General features: G+C 45.8%; 24 protein-coding genes. 21 read left to right on the top strand and 3 right to left on the bottom strand.

Annotated features, from left to right (window positions below):
• Nucleotides 1-182 precede the first annotated feature (182 nt).
• The 9 genes from can (at nucleotide 183) to G395_RS0114240 (ending at nucleotide 8,715) form a co-directional block, all read left to right on the top strand.
• Complete coding sequence (can, locus tag G395_RS0114200) at nucleotides 183-815, top strand: carbonate dehydratase (protein WP_026630650.1); 633 nt, start codon at nucleotides 183-185, stop codon at nucleotides 813-815.
• A gap of 108 nt (nucleotides 816-923) precedes the next feature.
• On the top strand, nucleotides 924-2,090 hold the full coding sequence (locus G395_RS0114205) for a PepSY-associated TM helix domain-containing protein (protein ID WP_026630651.1): 1,167 nt from the start codon (nucleotides 924-926) through the stop codon (nucleotides 2,088-2,090).
• A 118-nt stretch (nucleotides 2,091-2,208) separates the two neighbouring features.
• Entirely contained in the window at nucleotides 2,209-3,228 is a 1,020-nt protein-coding gene (locus G395_RS0114210; protein ID WP_026630652.1) for a bile acid:sodium symporter family protein, read from the top strand.
• 11 nt (nucleotides 3,229-3,239) lie between these two features.
• Nucleotides 3,240-3,854 carry a DUF4230 domain-containing protein gene (locus G395_RS0114215; RefSeq protein ID WP_026630653.1) on the top strand — a complete coding sequence of 205 codons (615 nt, stop codon included), beginning with the start codon at nucleotides 3,240-3,242 and terminating at the stop codon, nucleotides 3,852-3,854.
• Between the two features lie 28 nt (nucleotides 3,855-3,882).
• A complete protein-coding gene (locus G395_RS0114220; protein ID WP_026630654.1) occupies nucleotides 3,883-5,259 on the top strand; it encodes a glutamine synthetase family protein in 1,377 nt (458 codons plus the stop codon).
• Nucleotides 5,260-5,294: 35 nt separating this feature from the next.
• Nucleotides 5,295-6,068 carry a glucose 1-dehydrogenase gene (locus G395_RS0114225; protein ID WP_026630655.1) on the top strand — a complete coding sequence of 258 codons (774 nt, stop codon included), beginning with the start codon at nucleotides 5,295-5,297 and terminating at the stop codon, nucleotides 6,066-6,068.
• Nucleotides 6,069-6,070: 2 nt separating this feature from the next.
• Nucleotides 6,071-7,462, top strand: a complete 1,392-nt coding sequence (locus tag G395_RS0114230; RefSeq protein ID WP_026630656.1) for an aldehyde dehydrogenase family protein — start codon at nucleotides 6,071-6,073, stop codon at nucleotides 7,460-7,462.
• On the top strand, nucleotides 7,462-8,166 hold the full coding sequence (locus G395_RS0114235; protein ID WP_051350167.1) for a glutamine amidotransferase-related protein: 705 nt from the start codon (nucleotides 7,462-7,464) through the stop codon (nucleotides 8,164-8,166). The genes G395_RS0114230 and G395_RS0114235 overlap by 1 nt, the downstream gene beginning before the upstream one ends.
• A gap of 30 nt (nucleotides 8,167-8,196) precedes the next feature.
• Entirely contained in the window at nucleotides 8,197-8,715 is a 519-nt protein-coding gene (locus G395_RS0114240) for a phosphoribosyltransferase family protein (RefSeq protein ID WP_026630658.1), read from the top strand.
• On the opposite strand, the gene G395_RS0114245 is transcribed toward G395_RS0114240, so the two are convergent.
• Together G395_RS0114245 and G395_RS0114250 are read right to left on the bottom strand one after the other, a co-directional pair.
• Nucleotides 8,716-10,662 carry a KUP/HAK/KT family potassium transporter gene (locus G395_RS0114245; RefSeq protein WP_026630659.1) on the bottom strand — a complete coding sequence of 649 codons (1,947 nt, stop codon included), beginning with the start codon at nucleotides 10,660-10,662 and terminating at the stop codon, nucleotides 8,716-8,718.
• Between the two features lie 183 nt (nucleotides 10,663-10,845).
• On the bottom strand, nucleotides 10,846-12,195 hold the full coding sequence (locus G395_RS0114250; RefSeq protein WP_026630660.1) for an Nramp family divalent metal transporter: 1,350 nt from the start codon (nucleotides 12,193-12,195) through the stop codon (nucleotides 10,846-10,848).
• Nucleotides 12,196-12,349: 154 nt separating this feature from the next.
• Here G395_RS0114250 and G395_RS0114255 point away from each other — a divergent pair, with 154 nt between their 5' ends.
• From G395_RS0114255 to G395_RS0114305, 11 genes are all read left to right on the top strand, one after another.
• Complete coding sequence (locus tag G395_RS0114255) at nucleotides 12,350-13,012, top strand: metal-dependent transcriptional regulator (RefSeq protein WP_026630661.1); 663 nt, start codon at nucleotides 12,350-12,352, stop codon at nucleotides 13,010-13,012.
• Between the two features lie 19 nt (nucleotides 13,013-13,031).
• Nucleotides 13,032-14,108 carry an LptF/LptG family permease gene (locus G395_RS0114260; protein ID WP_026630662.1) on the top strand — a complete coding sequence of 359 codons (1,077 nt, stop codon included), beginning with the start codon at nucleotides 13,032-13,034 and terminating at the stop codon, nucleotides 14,106-14,108.
• Nucleotides 14,109-14,110: 2 nt separating this feature from the next.
• A complete protein-coding gene (locus G395_RS0114265; protein WP_026630663.1) occupies nucleotides 14,111-15,028 on the top strand; it encodes a DMT family transporter in 918 nt (305 codons plus the stop codon).
• 85 nt (nucleotides 15,029-15,113) lie between these two features.
• The gene (locus tag G395_RS0114270; RefSeq protein WP_026630664.1) at nucleotides 15,114-16,064 is read left to right on the top strand and encodes a glycosyltransferase family 2 protein; all 951 of its coding nucleotides are present in this window, start codon (nucleotides 15,114-15,116) and stop codon (nucleotides 16,062-16,064) included.
• Nucleotides 16,057-17,490 (top strand): DUF6056 family protein, encoded by a 1,434-nt coding sequence (locus tag G395_RS0114275; protein ID WP_026630665.1) that lies wholly within the window; start codon nucleotides 16,057-16,059, stop codon nucleotides 17,488-17,490. Before G395_RS0114270 ends, G395_RS0114275 begins: the two co-directional genes overlap by 8 nt.
• Nucleotides 17,491-17,512: 22 nt before the next feature.
• Nucleotides 17,513-19,177 carry a hypothetical protein gene (locus tag G395_RS0114280; RefSeq protein WP_051350179.1) on the top strand — a complete coding sequence of 555 codons (1,665 nt, stop codon included), beginning with the start codon at nucleotides 17,513-17,515 and terminating at the stop codon, nucleotides 19,175-19,177.
• A gap of 72 nt (nucleotides 19,178-19,249) precedes the next feature.
• Nucleotides 19,250-20,197, top strand: a complete 948-nt coding sequence (locus G395_RS0114285; protein WP_035361349.1) for a glycosyltransferase family 2 protein — start codon at nucleotides 19,250-19,252, stop codon at nucleotides 20,195-20,197.
• Between the two features lie 4 nt (nucleotides 20,198-20,201).
• Nucleotides 20,202-21,662, top strand: a complete 1,461-nt coding sequence (locus G395_RS0114290) for an MBOAT family O-acyltransferase (protein WP_026630668.1) — start codon at nucleotides 20,202-20,204, stop codon at nucleotides 21,660-21,662.
• A gap of 89 nt (nucleotides 21,663-21,751) precedes the next feature.
• Nucleotides 21,752-22,132, top strand: coding sequence for a co-chaperone GroES (locus G395_RS0114295; RefSeq protein WP_026630669.1), 381 nt, complete (start codon nucleotides 21,752-21,754; stop codon nucleotides 22,130-22,132).
• Nucleotides 22,133-22,181: 49 nt separating this feature from the next.
• Nucleotides 22,182-23,498 (top strand): DEAD/DEAH box helicase, encoded by a 1,317-nt coding sequence (locus tag G395_RS0114300; protein WP_026630670.1) that lies wholly within the window; start codon nucleotides 22,182-22,184, stop codon nucleotides 23,496-23,498.
• A 12-nt stretch (nucleotides 23,499-23,510) separates the two neighbouring features.
• Nucleotides 23,511-24,440: a polysaccharide deacetylase family protein gene (locus tag G395_RS0114305; RefSeq protein ID WP_026630671.1), complete on the top strand. Its 930-nt coding sequence runs from the start codon at nucleotides 23,511-23,513 to the stop codon at nucleotides 24,438-24,440.
• A gap of 65 nt (nucleotides 24,441-24,505) precedes the next feature.
• Here G395_RS0114305 and G395_RS0114310 read toward each other — a convergent pair whose 3' ends face one another.
• On the bottom strand, nucleotides 24,506-24,697 hold the full coding sequence (locus G395_RS0114310) for a cold-shock protein (protein WP_026630672.1): 192 nt from the start codon (nucleotides 24,695-24,697) through the stop codon (nucleotides 24,506-24,508).
• A 113-nt stretch (nucleotides 24,698-24,810) separates the two neighbouring features.
• Here G395_RS0114310 and G395_RS0114315 point away from each other — a divergent pair, with 113 nt between their 5' ends.
• Complete coding sequence (locus tag G395_RS0114315) at nucleotides 24,811-25,782, top strand: YheT family hydrolase (protein WP_026630673.1); 972 nt, start codon at nucleotides 24,811-24,813, stop codon at nucleotides 25,780-25,782.
• The last annotated feature ends 25 nt before the right edge of the window (nucleotides 25,783-25,807 follow it).

Consider the following 25,807-nt stretch of genomic DNA (forward strand, 5'->3'; position numbering starts at 1 on the left):
GTTAGCGCTCGACTATTAGCTTTCTAGTTTAAAAACAATGTATTAATAACACCAATCGGGATTTTAAGAGCGCAAAATTACAATTTTTTTTCTGCTAAAAGGATGCTTGGATTTCAATGAATGTGAAAGCATATTCTTATTTTGCAGCGCTTTCACAAGCTGTAACACTACTCAAAATATATATGGAACAATATCAAAGGCTGCTGGACTTCAATAAGACCTGGGCTGCCGAGCAATTAGGCGTGGATGAATCGTATTTCGAGATTCTTGCCAAAGATCAAAAACCCGATTTCTTATGGATCGGGTGTGCCGACAGCCGCGTTCCGGCGGAAGACCTTACGGGCTCGCGGCCCGGTGAAATGTTTGTGCACCGCAATGTGGCCAACCTGGTCGTGCATACGGATATGAATATGCTGAGCGTGCTGCAATATGCGGTGGAAGTTCTGCATGTCAAGCACATTCTGGTCGTTGGACATTACCAATGTGGCGGCGTGAGAGCTGCTATGACAAACAATGATTTTGGGTTGATCAATAAATGGTTGTGCAACATTAAAGATGTGTACGACAAACATGAAACTGAATTGGAAGCCATCGACGACCAAGGCAAGCGTTTTGACAGGCTCGTTGAGCTGAATGTGATCCAGCAGGTGAAAAATCTTGCCAAAACCGACATTGTACAACGGGCGTGGAAGAAAAACCAGTCTTTGCATTTACATGGTTGGGTTTACGGAATGCACGACGGCATCTTAAAGCCAATCATCGACATGCCGCCAGGCACAGAGGTTACCGGCATTTACAAGTATCAATTTGACTGAAAACAAGAAATCCTGGTCCTGATCGACCGGGATTTCTTGTTTTTTAAAATGTTCGCACTACATTAGTAATTTGATTGAGTCTAAATAGTGATTAGGAACATTGCGTCAATGAAGAAACTGACCGGGAAATTACATCTTTACCTTGGCCTGACGTCCGGCATTATCGTGTTTGTAGTGGCCATAACGGGTTGTATCCTGGCTTTTGAGCACGAAATAAAAAGCTTTACACAACCTTACATGTTTGTAGAGCCGCCAGTAAATGCCAAAGTGCTGCCTCCATCGGTTTTACAAGCAAGCGCTGAAAAAATGCTTCCCGGCAAAAAAGCGAATGGCGTGCTATATGGTGTCCCGACGCGCAGTGCAGAAGTGGGCTTTTACAATGCGAATCCTGAATATTATTATGTCGTCTACGTGAATCCTTACACGGCCGAAGTGCAGCACGTTTGGAATGAAGAGGGCGATTTTTTCCACTTTATCTTACACGGACATTATTATTTGTGGCTGCCGCCGACCATCGGCCAGCCCGTTGTGGCGTCGGCAACATTGGTTTTCCTTGTGATGTTGATCAGCGGACTTGTGCTTTGGTGGCCCAAAAATAAATCGGCTGCAAAACAGCGCTTCTCGATCAAATGGAATGCGGCGTGGAGGCGGAAAAATTACGATCTGCACAACGTTTTCGGTTTTTATGTTTTGTCAATCGGCTTCCTATTGGGTTTTACGGGCCTGGTATGGGGTTTCAAATGGTTTTCCCAGGGGCTTTATACGGTGACCGGTGGCAAAGGCTCGGACGAATATTACCTTCCAGCTTCGGATTCAACATTGCTAACCGGTGCGTTTACGCCTATTACAGCCGTCGACAAAGCCTGGCTTGCATTGAAAAAGGAATATCCGGTTAATGAGGGGATCAATGTTTCGATTCCGCATACCAAATCAGAATCGATCTTCTCTTTCGTGAATTTCAGGGCTGGGACTTACTATAATGTTGATTACAATTATTTTGATCAATATTCCCTCAAAAAAATCAAAATTACCGGCCCATATTCAGGGCGTTTTAAAGATGCTGACTTTGCGAATACATTGCGGAGAATGAATTACGACATTCATGTTGGGGCAATTTTAGGGCTCCCGGGCAAGATCATCGTTTTCCTGGCCAGCCTTATCTGTGCCAGCCTGCCCGTAACCGGCACGATTATCTGGTGGGGCAGACGGAAAAAGCAGTCCAGGAAACCTAAGAAAAACCTGCGCGCATTACAGCCGGACCTCGTCGCCAGATAACCTGCTTCGTCTAATCTGGCCGCCTTCGATCTGCTTTTAAGGTAAAATATTTCGTCCTGAAAGGAATTTTAGATTAAACTTTTCGCCTTCTATAGGAAACGACCTATATTGGGAACCGATGAGTAAAATATTTGATACAGCCAAAAAAGCAGGTTTGGACGGCTTTATGCTTGCCTTGCTAAGCATGATCCTGCTGGCCTGGCTCTGGCCATATCCCGGCATGAAGGACAGTCCACTGCCGCTTTCAGAGATATCTACCATTGCCGTTTCAATCATTTTCTTCTTTTACGGGTTAAGGTTAAGCCCTGAAAAACTGCGTGCGGGCCTGGTCAACTGGAAGTTGCATGTGATGGTGCATTTATCCACGTTCGTCCTTTTTCCATTGCTCGCCCTGGCTTTCCGGCCCCTTTTCCAATCAGATGCCAGCCAGACATTATGGCTGGCAATATTCTTCCTGACTGCGCTTCCCTCCACGGTGTCATCGTCCGTTGTCATGGTTTCCATCGCAAAAGGCAACATTCCCGCAGCCATCTTCAACGCAAGCATTTCAAGCCTGATCGGCGTTTTTCTGACACCATTATGGATGGGGTTGGTGATGGATGCGGGCACAGGGCACGCCGGCCCCGGCCATTTTGATCTGCTTTCAGTAGTCGGAAAGCTGTCCTTACAAGTATTATTACCAGTTTGTGCAGGCATTGCATTGAACAAAAAGTGGGGACATCTGGCCGAGCGGCACAAAAAATACATTCGCTATTTCGATCAGTCTTCGATTCTTCTTATCGTTTACACGTCTTTCTGCGAATCATTCGGAGAGCATTTGTTTAGTTCGCTGGGATTAAAAGAAATTGTATTTTTAGGGATAGGAATGCTGTCGCTGTTTTTCGGGATTTATTTCCTGCTCACATTCATCAGCAACCTGTTACATTTCAACCATGAGGATAGGATCACGGCTGTATTCTGCGGTTCCAAAAAATCCCTGGTGCAGGGCGCAGTAATGTCAAAAGTGCTTTTTCCAGGCGCTCAGGCAGGGTTAATGCTGCTTCCAATCATGATTTATCATGCTTTACAACTGATTGCGGCGAGTATCATTGCACAGCGGATGGCGCGTTTGAACGAGGAAGAGCGGATTATTAATTAAAACAGAATGATATGCGTTGGATAGTGCGTTTGCTTGTGTTGATCCTTTTGCTGGCCGGGCTTCAATCGATATGGAGCAATTTCAGGGCGGGTAACTGGGTGCCGGATTGGCTGAGCAGCCAGGACAAATCCGAGACGACGCACGCGCTGGTTTTGCAGGAAATAACGGCAATGGGTAAATTGGAATTGGTAAAATATAACTTCAAAGATGTTGTAGAACAGCAGATTACAAAAATGTGGCTGCCGAATGCAAAGGCCATACTGATCGTCCAGGGCGAGGCGATCGGCTGTATTGATCTGACCAAAGTTGAAATTGCCGACATTACATCCGAAGCGGAAACACTGGTTGTGAATATGCCTGAGCCGGAACTTTGTGTTTTTAAGATAGATCATAGTAAATCAAGGGTTTACAATACGGAATATGCTTTCAATGAAGAAGCCAAGCTCGTTCAGGAAGCATACAAACAGGCGGAAAAGCAAATCCAGCGATCGGCTCTTGATATGGGAATTTTGGAACAGACCCAGGTCAATGCCCGCAAAATACTGACCCCGGTTTTGGAAAAAGCATCGGGAAAAAAAGTGGTTTTGAAGTTTCCGCTTAATACCAAAATAGACAAGTTGCGTTGATATCAATTTCAAAAATTAACCCTTTCCAATGAGTATAAGAGGATTCCTTACGCAAGAAGAACTTACAGCTAAGATCGGGGAAGGGTTGATAGAAACCATCGTTGTTGCTTTCACAGACCATTATGGCCGCCTTATGGGTAAGCGTGTGGACGCTGATTATTTCCTCGATTCGGTGATTAAATCAGGCACCCACGGATGCAATTATCTGCTCACAACAGACATGGCTATGGACCCCGTTCCGGGTTATAAATATGCCAATTGGGAGCTTGGTTATGGTGATTTTCACCTCGTGCCCGATCTCGCAACATTGCGGATCGCGGATTGGCTGGACAAGACGGCATTGGTCATTTGTGACCTGCATAATGAGAAATTGCATGCATTGGAGTCAATCGGTCCAAGATCGATTTTGAAAAAACAGCTGGAAATATTGCAAGCAGATGGTTTACAATGCTTTGCAGCCTCTGAACTTGAATATTATCTGTTGGAAAACAGCTATAAACAAGCATTCCAGCAAAATTATCAAAACCTGACACCGGCAGGCTATTATCTTGAAGACTACCACATTATGCAAGGAACGCGTAATGAAAAATATACTTCTGCGGTGAGGCGGCATTTGAAAAATTCGGGCATTGAAATTGAAACTTCAAAAGGGGAATGGGGGCTGGGGCAGCATGAATTGAATGTAAAGTTCGCAGAAGTGCTTCCTATGGCCGATAACCATGTGGTTTTCAAGCAATGTCTAAAAGAAGTGGCGGATGCAATGGGCCTGTCTGTCACATTCATGGCCAAGTTTCAAGCCGACCAGGCCGGTTCCAGCAGCCACATTCACATGAGTTTATGGAAAGATGGCCAAAATGCTTTCGTAGGCGATCAGGAATTCGGGCCGGTGAAAGGTTCGGATGTATTTCGATGGTTTTTGGGGGGCTGGATTCAGCATGTGCCGGATGTGATGCCGTTTTATGCGCCTACGGTCAATTCATACAAGCGTTTTGTAGATGGTTCCTGGGCACCCACGCGCCTTGCATGGAGTTACGACAACCGCACGGCAGGCTTCCGTGTAGTAGGAAGCGGCGCAAGCTTGCGGATTGAATGTCGCATCCCGGGAGCGGATTGCAATCCGTATCTGGCGTTTGCAGCGTCATTAGCCTCGGGCCTGGATGGGATCAAAAACAAAATAGAGCCACCGGAATGTTTCATTGGGGACATTTATGCCGCCGCCCATTTGCCGCGCGTTCCTTACACGCTCGCAGAAGCCACAACATTATTTGAAAACAGTGAATTTGCTAAAAATGCATTTGGCAAAGAAGTCGTCGAACATTACAGCCATTTTTTCAGATCCGAGCAAAGGGCGTACGACACATCCGTGACGGACTGGGAAAGAAAGCGGTATTTTGAACAGATATAACTCAATTACTATCCATATTAACCCCCATAAAATCCATGCGTTTAGAAAATAAAGTTGCGCTGATAACCGGCGGAAGTGGCGGAATCGGACGTGAAACTGCACTTTTGTTTGCCAAAGAAGGAGCAAAAGTTGTTGTTACCGATGTCAATGATGCGGCCGGACAGGAAACTGCCGGTGAGATCGTTGCTAACGGAGGCGAGGCGTTCTTCCTGCATTCTGACGTTTCCAAAGCTGCTGATAATGAAGCGGCTGTTGCATTCGCGGAAGAAAAATTTGGCAAGCTCAACATCATTTTCAACAACGCCGGCATTATGCACAGCGACGATGACAATGCAATGACAACCGACGAATCCATCTGGGACCTGACGATGAATATCAATGCAAAAGGTGTATTCCTGGGCTGTAAATATGGCATCCCCGCATTACAGCGTGCAGGTGGCGGCTCCATAATTAACACTGCTTCTTTCGTCGCGATATTAGGTGCTGCTACACCGCAGGTTGCTTATACGGCTAGTAAAGGAGCTGTTTTGGCGTTGACGCGCGAGCTGGCCATTATTCATGCGCGCGAAAATATCCGCGTCAATGCATTGTGCCCGGGCCCGTTGCGTACAGAGTTACTGATGAAATTTTTAAATACAGAAGAGAAAAAACAACGCAGACTGGTCCACATTCCCATGGGCCGTTTCGGCGAGGCGAAAGAAATGGCTTATGCCGCCTTGTTCCTCGCTTCCGATGAATCTTCATTTGTGACAGGAACTGATTTTCTGGTTGACGGCGGGATCACTTCTGCCTATGTAACGCCACTCTGATTATGGCAACTCAAAAAACGATAAGCCCGATTGACGGCTCCGTATATGTGGAACGCACCCTAGCAGAGCCGCAGCAAGTGGAAACAGCATTGGCCAAGGCCGTTGCTGCACAAAAAGAATGGCGAAAAACTTCGCTGGATGAACGGGAAGCGATCTGCCGGAAAGCAGTTGACTATTTTCTCAACAATGCAGACGAGATCGGCCTGGAACTGACCTGGCAAATGGGCCGGCCCATCCGGTATACGGCCAATGAGATCAGAAAAGGATTTCAGGAACGCGCCAAATATATGATTTCGATCGCACCAAAAGCCTTGGCCGATGTGGAAGTGGAGGAGATTTCCGGGTTTAAAAGGTTTATCCGGAGGGATCCGTTGGGAGTTGTTTTTGTGGTTGCGCCGTGGAATTATCCTTATCTGACTTCCGTAAATTCCGTAATTCCGGCTATTATGGCAGGTAATGCGGTGATTTTGAAGCATGCGCAGCAAACACCACTGTGTGCCGAGCGCTATGCCGCCGCATTTGAATATGCCGGTTTGCCTGAGGGTGTTTTTCAATATCTGCATTTAAATCACGAGCAGGTTGCCCAGGTGATTATGGACAAACGGATTGATTACGTGGCATTTACTGGCTCCGTAGAAGGAGGACATGCCGTGCAGAAGGCTATTAATGAGCGATTTATTATTGGCGGACTGGAACTGGGCGGTAAAGATCCTGCTTATGTCCGTGCAGATGCTGATCTGGCGGACGCAGTTGAAAATCTTGTAGACGGTTCCTTCTTCAATTCCGGGCAGTCTTGCTGCGGAATCGAGCGGATTTATGTGCATAAGGACGTTTACGATCAGTTTGTTACGGACTTTGCAGCATTGACCAAAACTTACACTTTGGGAGATCCTACAAACACCGAAACAACGCTCGGCCCGATGGTCCGCACCTCGGCAGCTGAATTTGCGCAAAAGCAGATAAATGAAGCCATTTCGCAAGGTGCTACGGCATTGATCGATCCGGAACTCTTCCCTGCACACCAGTCCGGGACGCCTTATTTTGCACCGCAAGTGCTTGTAAATGTGAGCCATAACATGAATGTGATGACCGAAGAAACATTCGCGCCGGTGGTGGGCATTATGCCTGTAGAAAGTGATGAGGAGGCTATTAAGTTGATGAACGACAGCCAATACGGGCTTACTGCTTCTATCTGGACATCGGATATGGACGCTGCGCTGGCAATAGGCGAGCAAGTGGAAACCGGAACCTGGTTCATGAACCGCTGCGATTATTTGGATCCTGCCCTCGCATGGACAGGTGTAAAGAACTCTGGCAGAGGCTGCACGCTTTCGACGGTCGGTTATGAAGCATTGACCCGCCCCAAATCATTTCATTTGAAAATTAACGGATAATGGCGGTGAAAGTTGGCTTACTCGAATGCGACCACGTGCGGGACGAGCTGCGGCATATAGCGGGCGATTACCGGGACATGTTTCCGGCCCTGTTTTCAAATGTGGCGCCGGAGTGGGATTTTCATTTCTATGATGTCTGCAATGGTCACTTTCCCGTGTCCGTTGAGGAATGTGACATTTACATTTGCACCGGTTCCAAAAGTTCGGTTTATGATCAGGAAGATTGGATTATCCGGTTAAAAGACTTTGTGGTGGACATTTATCAGTCTCAAAAAACATTTATCGGCGTCTGTTTCGGGCACCAGATGTTGGGAGAAGCATTAGGCGGCAAAGTGGAAAAATCGTCGGTTGGCTGGTGTGTGGGTGTGCATCGTTTCCAGCTGACCGCCCGCGAAAGCTGGATGCAGCCATTTACAGATGCATTTAATTTGCTGATGATGTGCCAGGATCAGGTGGTGCAATTACCACCTGACGCCACATTACTGGCCGAAACGCCCGACTGCCCACATGCCATGTTCCGTGTGGGCGAGCGCATGTTGGGAATACAGGCGCATCCCGAGTTTTCTAAAAAATATGATCAGGCATTAATGGAGCTCCGGGTGGAGCGCATTGGCCAAAAAAAGGTTGAACTGGGCATCGCCAGTCTGGAATTGCCGACGCAGGAAATCATGTTTGCGCATTGGATAAAGAACTTCTCTTCTTAATTTTATCCCAACAAGCATTAAGCTCACCCAATGACCGACAGTACAATTTCAAAGAAACGCCAGATATTAAGTCCGCTTCAAACGAGCCAGAAGATCCGCAGGATCGCGTTTGAAATATATGAGCATAATTTTGAAGAAACGAGCATTATCATCGCCGGAATAGCCGGGGAAGGTTATGCTTTTGCAAAAAGGCTCGTTGCCGAGCTCACGGACATTTCCCCGCTGCATGTCGAGCTGGTTGAGCTGCGTTTTGACAAACACATTCATTTTCAGAGCCCTGTGATTTTTGACAAGGATGTTCAGATCGAAAATCAGGTCATTGTTATTGCGGACGACGTGCTGAACACCGGACGCACATTGGCTTTTGCTTTGGAACCCTTTTTGAAAGTGAGTATGAAAAAAGTGCAGGTGGCCGTTGTCGTGGACAGGAGCCATCACAAATTCCCTATCCACGCGGATTACGTGGGTTATGCGCTGAGTACCACGCTTACTGAGCACGTGGAAGTGGTTTTAAGCCGTGCGGATGAAGAAGGTGTTTATTTGAAATAATCAGTTAAAAACGCGCCGCAGCTTCACATTTTCAACCGGCCTGATGATTAAAGGCACTTTCTCGATTTTCACCGAACTGCTGTCCAGCCCAAACCACTTGTCCTCAGACGTAGTGAAGTCTTTAACAAAGAAATAAGTCTTCATCACGAGCTGTTCAAACAGCGGCAGGTCATTCTCAAATGACAGGAACCTTTCCAGTACAACAAAGCGGAAATCGCCCGTAATGTTCTGTCTGCTAAGGGATTCGTATCGGCTGGTGATGTCCACTTCTTTGTTCATCACCATATCCTCCACCACTTTCCGAAAGAACATATTGATCCGCTGATCCACCCGGAACCCAAGCCGGAAATTGATCTTGATCACATTATCATTATTGTCGTCATCCGACAGCACTTTGTACTCCATTGTGTACGGATCATCCGTAATGTCAACGTGGATAAACCAGTAAACGTCAGCGCGTTTCGGCCGTTTTTGGAATATGGAATAAATCACTTTAGTCTCGATCTCGGTAGCGCGTGAAGCATTGGTCATGAATACCAGGTGCGTCGTATATTTTGGGATACTAATGTCGCGGCTGAGCTCGTGCAGGGCCGGTAAATATTTTTCCAGTTTCGTGTATTCCGTCAAGCGCAGCTTAATGTAGAACGCTTTGAGCCAAATCGTCATCAAACCAGCAACGACTGTTCCCACCAGAATCGTAAACCAGCCTCCGTGCGTGAATTTCAGGAGGTTAGCGCCCAAGAACATGCCTTCAATAAATAAGTAGAAAAGCATGAAGGCGATCACGATCCAGAGATTTACCCGTTTGATATACAGATAGTAAGAGAAAAGAATGGTCGTCATGATCATCGTCAGTGTAATGGCCAGACCGTAAGCGGCCTCCATATTGGACGATTTTCCAAAATATAAAACCACACCGCAGCAACCCAGCCAAAGCAGCCAGTTGATACTTGGTACGTAGAGTTGTCCTTTTTGATCGCTTGGATAAATCAAGCGCACTTTCGGCCAGAAATTAAGGCGTATGGCTTCGGAGATTAATGTAAATGAGCCAGTTATAACAGCCTGGCTGGCGATAATCGCTGCCAATGTTGCTATTACAACGCCGGGCAGCAACCACCATTCGGGCATGATTTCATAGAATGGCTTGCGTGCTTCCAAAAGGTTGCCCATTTCGGTAAGAAGCCACGCTCCCTGTCCAAAATAATTGAGTAACAAGCATATTTTTACAAAAATCCAGCTCACCCGAATGTTCTCCCGGCCGCAATGTCCAAGATCTGAATACAATGCTTCCGCTCCTGTTGTACAAAGAAAAACAGCCCCCAGGATCCAGAAACCGCCTGGATGTTTGGTTATCAGGTCGTAGCCGTAGGCAGGATTTAGCGCTTTTAATATTTCCGGATGCTCCATGATCTGATGGAGACCCAGCACGCCCAGCATCACAAACCAGGTAACCATGATTGGGCCAAAAGCACGCCCCACAACCTTTGTTCCAAATGCCTGAATGACAAAAATCAGCGTCAGGATACTGATTACAATGGGTATCGTCTGAATGTTTGGATAAATAAGCTGCAAACCTTCAATGGCAGACGATACGGAAATGGGTGGGGTAATGATCCCGTCTGCAAGCAGCGTACTGCCGCCGATGACGGCCGGGACGGTGAGCCATTTGGCATGCTTTCGGACAAGTGCATAGAGGGCGAAAATCCCCCCTTCACCCTTATTATCGGCCCGAAGGATGAGGATTACATATTTGACGGTTGTCTGTAAAGTAAGTGTCCAGAAAATACAGGAAATGGCGCCATAAATGATCTCTTCGGTGATGACCTCATTCAGGATGATCGCCTGCATTACATACAGGGGCGAAGTGCCTATATCGCCATAAATAATCCCGAATGCAACCAGTACACCGGCCGCCGTAATCTTGTTCAATTTATGCTTTGATTCCATTCACTTTAGGTCGAAAAAACGGCGAAAGTTAGGAAACCGCATGCAAAAAGGTTCTTACATGGATAAAATTAATTTTCAATCAGACACTTCTTTCCGAACGTATGCGAGAAGAAATGTGTTTTGAGCGGCAAGTTGTGGCGGGGAGCAGGCAAGACTTTGTTAAACTAAGTTAAAGTTTGTTGTTCAAAAGAAGGTTTTCCAAAGCAAAAAGAGGTTCAAACTTATAATAATCAGGGTGATTACACAGGCCAAAACGGTCAGAAATCGCGAATTGGCGAAGCGTCCCATGATGTTGCTGTTGGACGTGAAGAACACCAGCGGCACCACTGCAAAGCTCAGTTGCAACGACAAAATTACCTGACTGAAAACCAGCAGGTCTGCCGTTCCTTTCTCGCCATATAATGATGAAACGATCAGTGCCGGAATGATGGCAATGCCCCGGGTTATGAGCCTGCGCAGCCATGGTTTGAGACGAATATTTAAGAATCCCTCCATAACGATCTGCCCGGCCAAGGTGCCTGTTAATGTAGAACTTTGCCCGGAAGCAAGTAAAGCCAGCGCGAAAAATATCCCGGCCAGACCTACGCCCAAAACCGGATCCAGCAGGTGATATGCGTCCGTAATGTCTGCAATTTTAAAGTGTCCGTTTGCGTGAAAAGCGGTTGCGGCGAGGATCAGGATGGAGGCATTAATGAAGAATGCAAGCGCCAGAGAAACCGTAGAATCGATGGTTGCGAAGCGTATGGCTGATTTTTTGCCTTCGTCATTCCTGTTATACGCCCTGGTCTGGACAATGCTGGAATGCAGGTAAAGGTTATGCGGCATCACGGTAGCGCCTAAAATCCCGATCGCAATGTACAGCATTCCCGAGTCGGTCACGATTTGTGTTTTTGGGATCAAACCGTCGACAATGCCGGCTACAGAAGGCTGGGAAACAATCATTTCATAGATAAAGCTCAGCAGAATGATGCCCATTAAACCGGCAACAATGCTTTCAATAATCCGGAAACCTTTTTGTTGAAAATAAAGAACCAGCAGCACATCAAGCGCCGTAAAAACCACGCCCACAGGCAATGGAAGCCCAAAAAGCAGGTTTAGTGCAATGGCTGAACCGATGACTTCGGCAAGGTCAGTGGCGGCAATGGCGATTTCAGAAAGTATCCAGAGCACAAATGAAACCGGCCTGGAATAGTAATCGCGGCAGGCTTGTGCGAGGTCACGCCCCGACGCAATGCCCAATTTGAGTGAAAGATGCTGCAAAAGCATCGCGAAAAGGTTGGAAATAAGGATCACAGATAGCAATGTGTAGCCAAACCGCGAGCCGCCTTCAATATCCGTTGCCCAGTTTCCCGGATCAATATATCCCACGGCGACCATCAGTCCGGGCCCCGTAAAGGCCATTAGTTTCCTCCAGAATCCTGCGCCTTCCGGAACTGTTATGGACGAATGCACCTCCGATAAAGAAGCAAGCCTTCCACCTTCCCCGGGTGTTACATTATGCGAGGGTTCTTTGATTTTCAAGCTATCAATCATTTTTTAAAGCCGTTGTAATAAACAATTTAGTTTACTAAAAACAAAGATAAATGTTTTTACAAATATATTTTTAGGGTAGTCTAAATTTTTTACTTTCCGATTAGTAAGTTGTACTTTTGTTCATATCAAGATTAATGCCTTGGTGATGACTTCAATGCAAAACTCCTTCACAGAAGAAAATTATTTAAAGATCATTCACTCACTTTCCGGCCGGGAGGGCGTGGAGGTGAGTACGAATGCGCTGGCAGAAAGCACATCCACCCGCGCCGCTTCCGTGACAGATATGTTACGTAAACTGGCGGAAAAAGGATTAATCCACTACAAAAAATACCAGGGTGTAAGGCTTACGGACAGCGGCGAAAAGGTTGCGATCAAGGTGATCCGTAAGCATCGGCTATGGGAAGTTTTTTTGGTTGAGAAATTAGGTTTTGGCTGGGATGAGGTGCACGACATTGCGGAAGAATTGGAACATATCCCATCTGAGATCCTGGTCGAGAAACTGGACACATTCCTCGGTCATCCCAGATTTGATCCTCATGGCGACCCTATTCCCGACGCCAAAGGCAACCTGACCGAACCTGATTATACCATATTGACGGACATTCAGGTGGGTGAAAAAGTGTTGATGATGGGAGTGCTGGACCACGCGCCGTCTTTTTTACAGCATCTCGACCGGTCGGGCATTACTTTGGGTGCCGTAATCGAAGTGAAGGAAATTAATGAATATGATAAATCAGCTTCTGTACAAATAAACGGCGGTCAGACGTTGTTTATCAGTCTCGAGGTGTCCAAAAATTTACTGGTTCAGCGCCGATGAGACTTCCCTTGCCATGAGATTGAAAATACTGGATCGTTACCTGATCAAAAATTTTCTGATTACCTATGTTTTCGTTGCATTCGTGATCGTGCTTATCATTTGCATGATCGATTACACGGAAAAGGTGGATGACTTTCTGGAAAAAAAGGCGCCCCTCGACGAGATCATCGTTGATTATTACTTCAACCTCATTCCTTATTGGATCAATTACATCAGTCCGCTGATGGTTTTTATTGCTACGGTTTTCTTCACGTCCCGCATTGCGGCCCGCACAGAGATCATTGCCATGCTCAGCAGCGGGATCAGCTTTGGGCGGATGCTTTTGCCTTACATGATCGGCGCAACGGTTTTAGGATGTCTCACATTTGTTCAGGTAGGCTGGATTTTGCCCAAAGCGAATAAGGTCCGTAACAGTTTTGAGAAGACTTATGTAAAGCAGGAATTCTATTTCAGCGGTCATAATGTGCACATTACCATCGCCCCGGACGTGTATGCGTATCTGGAAAGCTATAATACGATGACCAAGACCGGGAATAAATTCACGATGGAAACGATCAAAGGCAATAAGCTTTTGCAGAAATTCTACGCGGATAAAATCGTTTGGCAGCCCAAAAAAGGCAAATGGACCTTGCAAAATTACCAGGTCCGGACATTGGACAGCCTGGGTGAAAAGCTTCGTGCGGGTGCAGAAATCGACACCACGATCAATTTATCCCCCAAGGATTTTGAAAGTGATTACAACCTTTTTGAAACATTCACCTTACCCGAGCTGAATGCTTACATTGACCTGCTCAAAAGCCGCGGCGCAGATGGTCTGGAAGTTTATTTAATTGAAAAATACATTCGTTTTACCCAGCCTTTCGCGATCCTGATTCTCACTGCGATCGGTGTCATTGTTTCCGCCAGGAAAAGCCGCCGCGGTGTAGGCTGGCAGATTGCGCTCGGGTTCATGCTGGCGTTTATTTACATTTTATTTTTCCTTTTGTCAAAAGGCGTGGCCGAGGCAGGCACGATCAACACATTGTTTGCGGTTTGGCTGCCCAACATTGTTTTTTCATGCATAGGGCTGATTTTGTATAAAACATTGCCCCGTTAACCATGTTTTCACCCACGGCGCTGCGTTCGTATCTGCATCTTCATTTTCTGGTCCTGATCTGGGGTTTCACGGCCATCGTGGGCCTTATGGTCACCATTTCACCCGTTTCCCTGGTTTTCTACCGGACCTTATTTGCGGCGGTTGGGCTGGGGATTATCATTTTCTTTAAGCAGAAGCAATTCAAAGCCGACAGCAGGGACGTAATCCGGATGTTGTTGGTTGGTTTCATTTTATCCGCGCATTGGATGCTGTTTTTCGCCTCGGCGCGTGTTTCCACGGCTTCGGTTTGTCTGGCAGGAATGGCCACCACATCATTATGGACGAGCTTAATTGAGCCTCTGGTTAATAGAAGAAGCGTTCGGCCGCTCGAAGTTGGGCTGGGGATTCTGGCGTTTGCGGGTTTATATGTCGTTTTCAAATTTGAGTTTGACCATGCGCTGGGCTTAATGCTCGCGCTGGCTTCCGCATTACTGGCAGCAATGTTCACGGTGGCCAACAGCAGACTGGTGCAACGCATTGATGCTTATATCATTACATTTTACGAGATGATCGGCGCGACGGTTTTCTCCCTGCTTTTTGTAGGAATCTTCGAATGGCAGGGCTGGTCCAATGGTGAACCTTACATTCCGGTTGCGAAAGATTGGATCTGGATCTTGTTCCTTGCATTCATATGCACGGTTTACGCGAGCACGATGGCTACGCAGCTGATGAAACAATTTTCAGCTTATCTGATCAATCTGACCATTAATCTTGAACCGGTTTACGGCATTGCACTGGCTTTTTTCTTTTTTGGAGAGAAAGAGCGGATGACTTCCGAATTTTACATGGGCACATTGCTCATATTACTCGCCGTGTTGCTTTACCCGCTGCTGATTAATACGGTTTTAGGTAAAAAAGGGGGAAGTCAGGAAATAATCTGAGCAGCCGAATGCGAAGACTCAACCGATAAAAAGAGCATATTAACTTATTACTGCTATTTTTGTCGACTTAATTAAAAGGTGTTCTATGAATCCAGCGCGTTTACTTCTGGTAATTCCATGCTACAACGAAGAGGCGATATTGCATCTGACCTATTCCAAACTGAGCGTTTACTACAACTCGCTCAAACAGCAAGGCCTTATCACAGAAGACAGCCGCATTTGTTTTGTCAATGACGGAAGCCGCGACAAAACCTGGAACATTATAGAAACCCTTTGCCAGCAGGATCCCAACATTATCGGCGTAGGACTATCCCGGAATTTCGGCCACCAGAGCGCGATTATGGCCGGGTTGGAAAAAAACATCGATAATTTCGATTGCTTTATCACCATCGATGCCGACTTGCAGGATGATATGAATGCCATTGCAGCTATGGTCGAAAAGCACCGCGACGGCGCCATGGTGGTTTACGGGGTAAGAGGGGACAGGAGTTCAGACAGCTGGTTCAAGCGTGTTACTGCGGAAAGTTTTTATGTGTTAATGCAAAAAATGGGTGTTCCGGTTGTGTTTAACCACGCCGATTTCCGGTTAATGGACCGCCGGGTTTTGCAGGAGTTGGGCAATTTCAAAGAGATCAATATGTTTCTGCGCGGCATTGTGCCGCTGGTGGGTTTCCGGAATGATAAGGTTTACTATAACCGACTGGAACGTGAAGCCGGAGAAACGAAATACCCGCTGAGCAAAATGTTGCTTTTTGCGTGGAACGGTATTACGTCCTTTTCTACATTCCCGATGCGCCTGGTTTTGTATTTTGGCGTTTTCAATTTTATGGTCGCAATGATTATTGTGGCTTATATCCTTTTCTCTTATCTGGTCGGCTACACCGTTCCCGGCTGGACTTCCACCATGTTGCCGCTTACGTTTTTCAGTGGTTCCAACATGATGGCGCTGGGGTTGATCGGAGAATACATTGGCAAGATTTACGAAGAAGTAAAAGGCCGTCCTCGTTACATCATTGAAAAAACTTTAAATGAATAGATTTTATCGAAAATATCGGATCGTAGGCAACTGGATCAACATTTTATTGATGGTCACAGTCCTGGCTCCTTTATTCGCGCTCTCTTATTTTAATCACCCTTCCCCGGCGGACGATTATTGTTACATTGATACGGTGTTCAAGTTCGGCTGGTTCGAAGCCATGAATTATTACTATTCGGGCTGGACGGGCCGTTATTTCGGGATTTTTCTTAACCATTCCAATCCGCTTCTTTTTCACTGGATCAATGGTTTCAAGATTTTGCCGGTTATCCTGCTTTCGGGAGTTGTTTTCGCCCTTTACAGTCTTTTCAGGCATCTTACACCCACATTATCGCGTATGGCGCATTTGGGATTTGCCGGGGTTGTTTTCTTCCTTTATATCCTTAAAATCGCCAGCATGTCCGAGGCATTCTACTGGATGGCGGCGTTTGTGACTTATACAATTCCAAACATTTTTACACTGCTATGGATCGTGCTCGTGCTGCGCTGGTATCGCCAGGACACGCAAACGGCAAAGGTTATTTTAAGCAGTCTGGCCGGATTTCTGGTTTTTGCCATCATTGGAAGCAGCGAAACCAACCTGCTCATCATTGTGCTGCTCATTGGCGCGTGGTGGGTATACCGTATTCTTTTCCACAGGAAAGTGGATGGTTTTATGATCGCAATGCTGGCTGTCTGTGCGGTTTCCTGTTACTTGTATTTTAGTTCACCGGGCAACCAGGCGCGTATCGGCGGCAATCCATTGGGCGGGAATATTCCGTTTTCGGTTATTTCATCATTCAAAAAGCTTGCGGTGCTGAGCTTCGACTGGATTTTCCGTACACCGCTCATTTTCTTCTCATTGGCCTGGCTGGTTGTGCTTTCCAGGCTTTCGGCCGGAGCCAGGAATTATTTTTCAATTCCAGTCTGGTATGCAGTGCTTTTGTTCATTGGAGTCCTTTCAGCCCAACTTTTCCCTTCTTATTATGGGGTAGGAATTGAGCCGACGCCGCGTGTCATTAATTGCGTTTATTTCTTTTTCCTGATCGGCTGGTTTTATGTGATCGGGGTGGTCTTTCATTATTTCAAAAAAAGCACTACCAGTCCCTTTCAGTTCTCAATGGTTCGATACGGCATACTTTACGCAGTTTTGACGCTTTCTATAAGCTTGTCATTTTATCGCAGCGCCAATGTTCGCTTAATGTATTCAGATCTGATTCACGGGAAAGCAGCAGCATTTGATAAAGAAATGTATGCGCGCTATGATATGTTGCGCAGCTCCAAGGAAAGCACCGTTTATCTGCCGCCGATCCATTCCAAGCCATTCTCGATATTTGTAGACGACGACATCAAGGACAATCCCGACCATTGGTGGAACAAATGCATGGCCGGATATTTCGGCAGGAAAGTTATTATCATGAAAGATTCGCAAGGTGAACAGCAGTAAAAAGTTAGCCATAAATGCCGCCATGACACTGCCCGTGCTGCTTTGGGTGTTTGTCATTTTATATTTTTCCGTCAACCTGCCCTGGTACGACGATTTTGACCCGTTTCCGGATTTCCTGCGAAAGTGGATCACCGATCCTTCCGTTTCCGACCGGTTAACATTGCTTTTTCAACCCAATAACGAACACCGTATGGTGATCGGGAAGCTCGTAACGCTTGCTTACTATTGGGTTACCGGGCACTTGAATTTCACTTTCCTGCACATTGCAGGTGCTTGTTTTACGCTGGGCACATTAAGGATTTTCTGGCTTTCTTTTGCCAAGACGAAGATCAACTGGTGGTATTTTTTGCCGGTTCCTTTTTTGCTGTTCCAATTACAATATCACCTTGTTTTCCTCTGGGCGATATGCAGCTTGCAACATCAGCCGGTGGTGTTTTTTATAAGCCTTTCCATGTTTCTTTTGTCCAGGAAAAGGTTTGGCTGGGCCGTTTTGGCTGCTGTATGCGCCACGTATGCCATGAGCAACGGGATTTTCGTTTGGCCGGCGGGTGTGATGATACTCCTTTTAAGATCCAATTACAGACAGCTTACCGTCTGGCTCATAGCGGGCGCGGTTGCCGTAGGGCTTTATTTTTACGGAATGTCGGCCCAGGGTAACGAATCCAGCATGGAGTTCTTTGCAAAATATCCACATCTATCCGTTTTGGGCTTCTTTGCATTTTTGGGAGGTCTGTTTGATTTTTTTCCGGAGAAAACCATTGTCGTCCGCTCCGCATTGCCCGTTTTGATGGGCTTTTTGGTGACGATCTGGGTTGCTATTTGGTTGTATAAACAACTCCTTCCCTGGCTTACACGCACATTCAACCGGCCTAAAAACACCCCTTACACAGGTCAGGAAAGTTCAATCGACAAGAAGAACCAGGATATGTTCTTGCTGGGTATTCTGACATTTTTGGTAGTCAATGCATTGATTATCGGTTTGTTAAGACCACGTTTCGGCTTCTTTGTAATGATCGTCAGCAATTACAAAATGTATCCTGCGCTGTTTCTAACCGTGGCTTATCTTACATTCATTAATACTGTAAAAGGAAAGCAAGTCCAGGAATGGATATTCCAGTTTGCTTTAACCACGAGTGTGATCATTTGGGGATTTTCTATTTACGGTTACCTGCCGGTTATTGCGGAAAGGAATAAATATTTGACAGTCAATGGTTATAACCAGGAACACAACGGATTTGGACTAGGGCACGTGCCGTTTTCCGCAAGCGCAGCTTATGTGGACACCATGATGAAGCAGATGGTAAGCTGGGATGTTTATAAATATCCGGATGCGCCCGAAAAGCTTGCAACGGAAATTAGCAAGATACAAAATCCACTGCCGGCAGAAGAAGGCATTTTGATCTCCACACACGGCAACATTTTACATATTCATGATCCGCAAAGCAGCATGTGGCTCAATCGTAACAATGGTCATTATGCCTTTGTCAGAGACGCCAGGCAGCTATATTTCTACAAAATGACTCCTCAGGCATACTCAGGCAGGAACATTTTCAAGCAATATGACAAAGGGGCCGACACCGAAATCCCACTCACTGCTCTCAAACCCGGATCATATGATTTAGGCATCATTCACGTGGAAAACGGAAAGTCCCAAGGCGGTATTCTTAGAAAAATTACAATCCCATAAATCATTCGGGCACTTGATAATGCGCTGAAAGGTGTATTTTTGCCGCCATAGGTCAAATAGCCAAACAGAAGAATGTCTCAAATCCCTCAGATATCCATTGTCGCGCCGCTTTATAATGAGTCAGAGTCATTTCCCATGCTCATTCAGCGAATCAATGCATTGATGGATTCCAGTCCGTTGTCTATTGAAGTTGTGCTGATCGATGATGGAAGTAAAGACGATACAGCATTAAAAATCAGGCAGCTGGCACTTACGGACGAACGTTATCACGGTGTATTTTTATCGCGAAACCATGGTCACCAGCTCGCATTAACCGCGGGAATTGCAGCCGCGCGAGGAAGTGAGGCGCTTTTCGTGATCGATGGCGATTTACAGGATCCACCCGAATTGCTTCCTGATTTTTATAAACTATTAAAAGAGGGAAATGATGTAGTTTACGCGGTTAGGAAGAAGCGTAAGGAGGGTTTTGTGAAGAAAATGGGCTATCATTTGTTCTACCGCATTCTCCGTTCCATTTCTTATGTGGAAATCCCGCTGGACAGTGGCGATTTTGCATTGATCAGCCGCCGGGTTGTCGATGTTCTGAATAAAATGCCCGAAGAAAGCCGTTATTTGAGGGGAATGCGCTCCTGGATCGGTTTCAAACAGGTTGGTTTTGAGTATGAAAGAGATGCAAGGGCTGCGGGAGAATCCAAATATTCGTTCAAGCAATTATTCCAGCTTGCTTACAACGGGATTTTCAATTTTAGTGAATTCCCGATCAAATTTATGAGTCGGGTAGGGTTGATTGCCATCCTGATTTCTTTGTTTTATTTCATTGTTGTTGTGGTTAAAAAGATGTTTTTTGCCCAGGTTATCGAGGGTTTTACGTCTTTGTTGTTTGTGATTATCCTGTTCAGCGGCGTGCAGTTACTGGCCCTGGGCATCATTGGGGAATACGTTCTCCGCATATTTTTTCAGTCCAAAAATCGCCCTTTGTTTATTATTAAAGAGGAGATAGTCAACCGAGAGTACATTTGAGCTGATGCTGTTTACCGATATACAATTTATCATTTTCTTTATTGTTGTTACGCTGGCTTATTTCAGCTTGTCGTGGCGTGGGCGGTGGATGCTTTTGCTGGCAGCCAGTTGCTACTTTTACATGGTTTTCAAGCCGATCTTTATCCTGATCCTGTTTGGAACCATCGTCATCGACTATTACGCAGGTATTTGGATTGAACAATCGAATGACCAGAAACGAAAAAAGCTGCTGTTGATCATTAGCTTGATTTCCAACATCGGCATTCTCGCATTCTTCAAATACTACGATTTTTTACAGGATTCCATCAACAGCGTGCTCGCAAGTTTTGATCTGCGACCCGCCGTTCCGGCATTAACGAGGCTCGTTCCCAGCCGCATAGCCGAATGGATGACCACTGGCGACGGCAAAATTCTGCTGCCGATCGGCTTGTCGTTTCACACTTTCCAGGCCATGAGTTATACCATTGAAGTCTACCGGGGCCATCAGACCGCCGAGCGACATTTTGGTATTTATGCATTGTATGTCATGTTTTACCCGCAGCTGGTCGCCGGTCCTATCGAGCGTCCGCAAAACATGCTTTTCCAATTTCATTCGTATTTCAAATATGATTTTGAGCTCGTCAAGTCAGGATTGATGCAAATGGCCTTCGGGTTTTTCAAGAAAATGGTGATCGCAGACCGGCTTTCCGTCTTCGTGGATTACGCTTATGATCCGGCCTCAGACCATAATGGACTCACACTACTTACTGCCACCGCATTTTATTCATTTCAGATTTACTGCGATTTTTCCGGTTATTCCGACATTGCCATTGGTGCTGCAAGGGTAATGGGTTTCACATTGATGGACAATTTCCGGTCTCCATATGAGTCTAAGTCCATCCCCGAATTTTGGGGAAGATGGCACATTTCGCTTTCCACGTGGTTCAGGGATTATTTATACATTCCATTAGGAGGCAACCGGCGCGGGGAGTTTATCAAATTCCGCAACCTGATGATTGTGTTTATGGTCAGCGGATTATGGCACGGAACAAGTTGGAGCTTTGTCATATGGGGCGCTTTGCACGGGCTTTACCAGATTACGGCACTGCTGCGCGACAAATATTTGAAGCGGGCGAATATTCAGATACCCGATAACTTCTTTGTACGGACCGTTAATGTGCTGCTAACCTTTGCTTTGGTAACATTGGCCTGGATATTTTTCAGGAACTCACTCAGCCGTTCGATGGTGATCTTTGAAAAAATTGGAAACCTTTCCTTATCAGATCAGATTTTAAGCCCATTCAATCACGTAGAAATGTGGTTCTGCATTTTCCTGATCGGATTTTTACTTTGGAAAGAACATTACTTCGAGAAAATTCCAACCCGCAGCACGGCCGTATTTTTCATATTATTTCCCATCATTGCCTTCCTGACTTACTTTTTAGGTGTTATTACTGAAAATCAGTTCATTTATTTTCAGTTTTAGGAAGAGAAAAGGAAAAACATTTGCGTTGGAATTTTTGTTACCAGATGTGGGATGGATGATTAATGTCTTTTAGATTAACGTTTTAAAAAATGTACGAAGTAACAGCCGATAATAAATTAAGAAGCCTTATAGTTGTGGGTGATCGCGTTTTGATCCGCCCGAAAAGCCCGAGTGACCGCACAAACAGTGGCCTTTATCTGCCACCAACCGTAACGGAAAGGGAACAGGTGCAAAGTGGTTATGTGATCAAAGTTGGGCCGGGTTATCCGATTCCGGTTGCTGCCGAAGACGAGCCCTGGAAAGAGACCGAGGAAAAAGTTAAATACATGCCTTTGCAATCCAAGGAAGGCGACTTAGCCATATATCTGCAACGGAACGCCATTGATCTGGAATACGACGGCCAAAAATACGTCATCGTTCCGCAGGCCTCAATTCTGATGTTGGAACGCTCCGAAGATTTGTACGACTAAACAACCACTCGCCCCGGATTTAATCCGGGGCTAAATTTTATCTTTGACTATGACAAATCCGGAAAATACGACATTAAATCTTGCTGGCCTGGGCATTACAGCGCTGAACGAAATGCAGCAACAGGCCAATGAGGCGATTCAGCAAAGCAGCGAAGTGGTGCTGCTGGCGCCCACAGGCTCAGGTAAGACGCTCGCATTTTTATTTCCGGTTGCGTCCCTGTTAAAGCCAGAATCGGATCATGTGCAATGCATGGTCATCGTTCCCACACGGGAACTCGCCCTCCAGATCGAGCAGGTCTGGAAGAAAATGTCGACCGGATTTAAAGTTACATGCTGCTATGGCGGTCATGATATGCAGACTGAAATCAGAAGTCTGGTGGAAGCGCCCGCATTGATTGTAGGAACGCCAGGCCGCATTCTGGATCATATTCGCAGGAATTCCTTTACCGGCAGACACATTGCCACGCTTATTTTGGATGAATTCGATAAATCTCTTGAATTAGGGTTTCAGGAAGAAATGTCAGAGATCGTCCGGAATTTGAGGAATGTTAAAAAGAAGGTTTTAGTCTCTGCTACAACTACTAAAATCCCCTCGTTTACAAGCATTAAGGCACCTGTTACCGTTGACTTTGTAACAAATAAAAACAATAACGCAGGACTTACAGTGGTTCAGGTTTTGGCTGAAAAAGACAAAATGACCACACTGGTAAAGTTACTGAGCTATTTAGGAGCCGAATCAACATTGATCTTCTGCAATCAACGGGATTCGGTAGAACGGATCAGCGCAGTTTTGAAAGAAGAAGGCATAGACTGCGCATTTTTCCATGGCAAATTGGAGCAGGAAGAGCGCGAACGGACATTAATCCGCTTCCGCAATGGTTCCGTGCTTTTCCTGGCTGCAACGGATCTGGCAGCCCGCGGGCTCGACATTCCGGATATGAAGCACGTGATCCACTTCGAATTGCCGATGAAAGGCGACGAATTCACGCATAGGAACGGCCGCACTGCACGAATGCTAGCAGAGGGGACGGCTTATATTTTAATGGATAGGGAAGACAAGTTGCCCGATTACATCATTAGCAAGCCCAAGGTTTTGGATTTTCCTGCAAAACTAGCCGTGCCACCGGTTTCGGATTGGGTAACGATTTACATTAGCGGCGGCAAGAAAAGCAAGCTCAATAAAATGGATATCGTAGGTTTTCTTTTGCAAAAGGGCAAACTGGAAAAGCAGGATCTCGGCCTGATCGAAGTAAAGGATAACATTTCGTTTGCGGCCGTGAAGCGCGGAAAAGCCAAAGCTATGCTGCAATTGATTTCGGCAGAAAAGATGAAAGGGAAGAAATATAAAATAGAAATCGCGAGATAACTATCTGTTGATATGAAAAAATATATGCTCCTGGCCGCATTCACTTTGATTTGCGGCCTTTCTCGTGCCCAGCAGCGCAGCGTGTCCATCACAATTGACGATGTTCCTAATGTACATCTTGCCAAAGCGAATGGCACATCCAGCCTGCTTCAAAAGCTGGATTCGCTGAAATTACCCATTGCCATTTTTATCAATGAAGCCAATCTGAAACAAACTCCGGCGGCTGAAAAAAACAAGGCATTGCTTAAATCCTGGGTTTTGCGGGACTATGTCACGGTTGGTAACCACAGCTATTCGCATCCAAATTATGCAGAAGTCGGCTATGAGGCATTCAAGCAGGAAGTCATCAAAGGGGAGGTTTTAACCAGGCAACTTCTCAAAGGCTCAGGTAAATCACTCAATTACTTCCGGTTTCCGTTCAACAGCATGGGCAAGGACAGCGTTGCTTTTGATCGCATGCAAGCGTTTTTGAAAGAAAGAAAATACATCAACACGCCTTACACAGTCGAAAGCGAAGATTGGCTTTATGCACAATTGTATGATAAGGCCTTGAAGGAAGGGGACGTGCAGGTAGCGAAATCAATTGGCAGCCAGTATGTCGAAACCAGTGTAGAGATCTTTGTTTTTTTTGACAGCCTGTCCGTCGCAACGTATGGAAGGCCCATTAAGCAGATTTACCTGTGCCACGATAGTCAGTTAAACACCGATTATCTCCCGCAGCTGGTCCAGAAACTGAAAGATCAGCAATACAATTTTATCAGCCTGGGAGACGCAATGACTGATCCTGTGTATCAATCAAAAGAATACTACAAAGGGCCTTTCGGCTTTTCATGGGTTTACCGATGGATCGAAGATCCGGCGAGAAGGCGCACAATGATGCGGTTGGAGCCGCAAAATGTTGAGATCCACAAAGCGTACGAAGCAATGAATGCAAAGAAGTGAGCGGAAAGGGCATAAAAAAAGCATGCAGTACAGCATGCTTTCGAAATGTCTTATTATGACTAAACTTAGATAACGCGAACGTTAACAGCGTTTAGACCTTTTTTTCCATTTTCTACGTCGTAAGACACTTTGTCATTCTCACGGATGTCGTCTTGAAGACCTGAAACGTGAACGAAAATGTCCTTCTCACCAGTTGATGGTTGGATGAATCCAAATCCTTTGGAGTCATTGAAAAACTTTACTGTACCTTCTGCCATTAGTATTGATCTTATATTTTTAAAAACCAAATGTATACAGAAAAAGTATAAATGCAATATTAAAATTAAAAAACGCTTAGAATTATTCTAGTTTATTCAATAATCTTTGTCGCATGCCATTGATTGAGACAAAAAGCACTATATCGCCATACTGGCTCCCAAACGGACATTTTCAGAGCATTTACCCTGCGATTTTTCGTAAGGTGAAAGGCGTTAATTATCATCGGGAAAGAATTGTAACCCCGGACGAAGATTTCCTGGATCTGGACTGGTCTTACGCAAAAATTCAAAAATCAGGCAAGCTGGTGATCCTTTCCCATGGCCTGGAAGGCAACAGTACAAGGCAGTATATTCTGGGCATGGTGAGGTTGCTGAACCAGCATGGCTTTGATTGCCTTGCCTGGAATTTTCGGGGGTGCGGCGGTGAAATGAATAAGACGGTCCGTTTCTATCATAGTGGCGCAACAGATGACCTTGATCTTGTGATTCAAAATGCATTAAGCAAGGATTACGAGCAGATCCACTTACTCGGATTTAGTTTAGGAGGAAATCTTACGCTTAAATATCTTGGGGAATCAGGTGTTCATTTAAATCCGAAAATAAAAAACGCATTGGTTTTCAGCGTTCCTATGGACCTTCGCGCGTGCAGCCTGTCCATCATACAGCCTGAAAACAGTGTTTACATGCACCGCTTTTTGAATACACTAAAACCAAAAGTGAATGCGAAGGCGGCAATCTTTCCGGATAGCATTAATATCAGTAATCAAAAGCACGTGCGGACACTCTACGATTTCGATCACATTTTCACTGCTCCCTTACACGGATTCGACGGCGCCGACCATTATTATGAACAATGCAGTTCTAAGTTCTTTATCAAGGATATAGCCATTCCGACAATGGTTATCAATGCAAAAAACGATCCGATCGTGCCTTTTGAAAGCCTGCCGATAGAAAAACTGAGAGCTCATGCAAATGTTTGCCTTGTTGCGACACAGGACGGCGGGCATTGCGGATTCAGGCCTGCCCGGGTGAAAAACGGCGTCTACTGGTCGGAGGAGCGTGCATTGGAGTTTCTTTCACGATAAAACTGATTCAGATATTATTTTGTTA

The sequence above is a fragment of the Dyadobacter alkalitolerans DSM 23607 genome, from assembly GCF_000428845.1.
In the GTDB taxonomy this organism is placed as follows: domain Bacteria; phylum Bacteroidota; class Bacteroidia; order Cytophagales; family Spirosomataceae; genus Dyadobacter; species Dyadobacter alkalitolerans.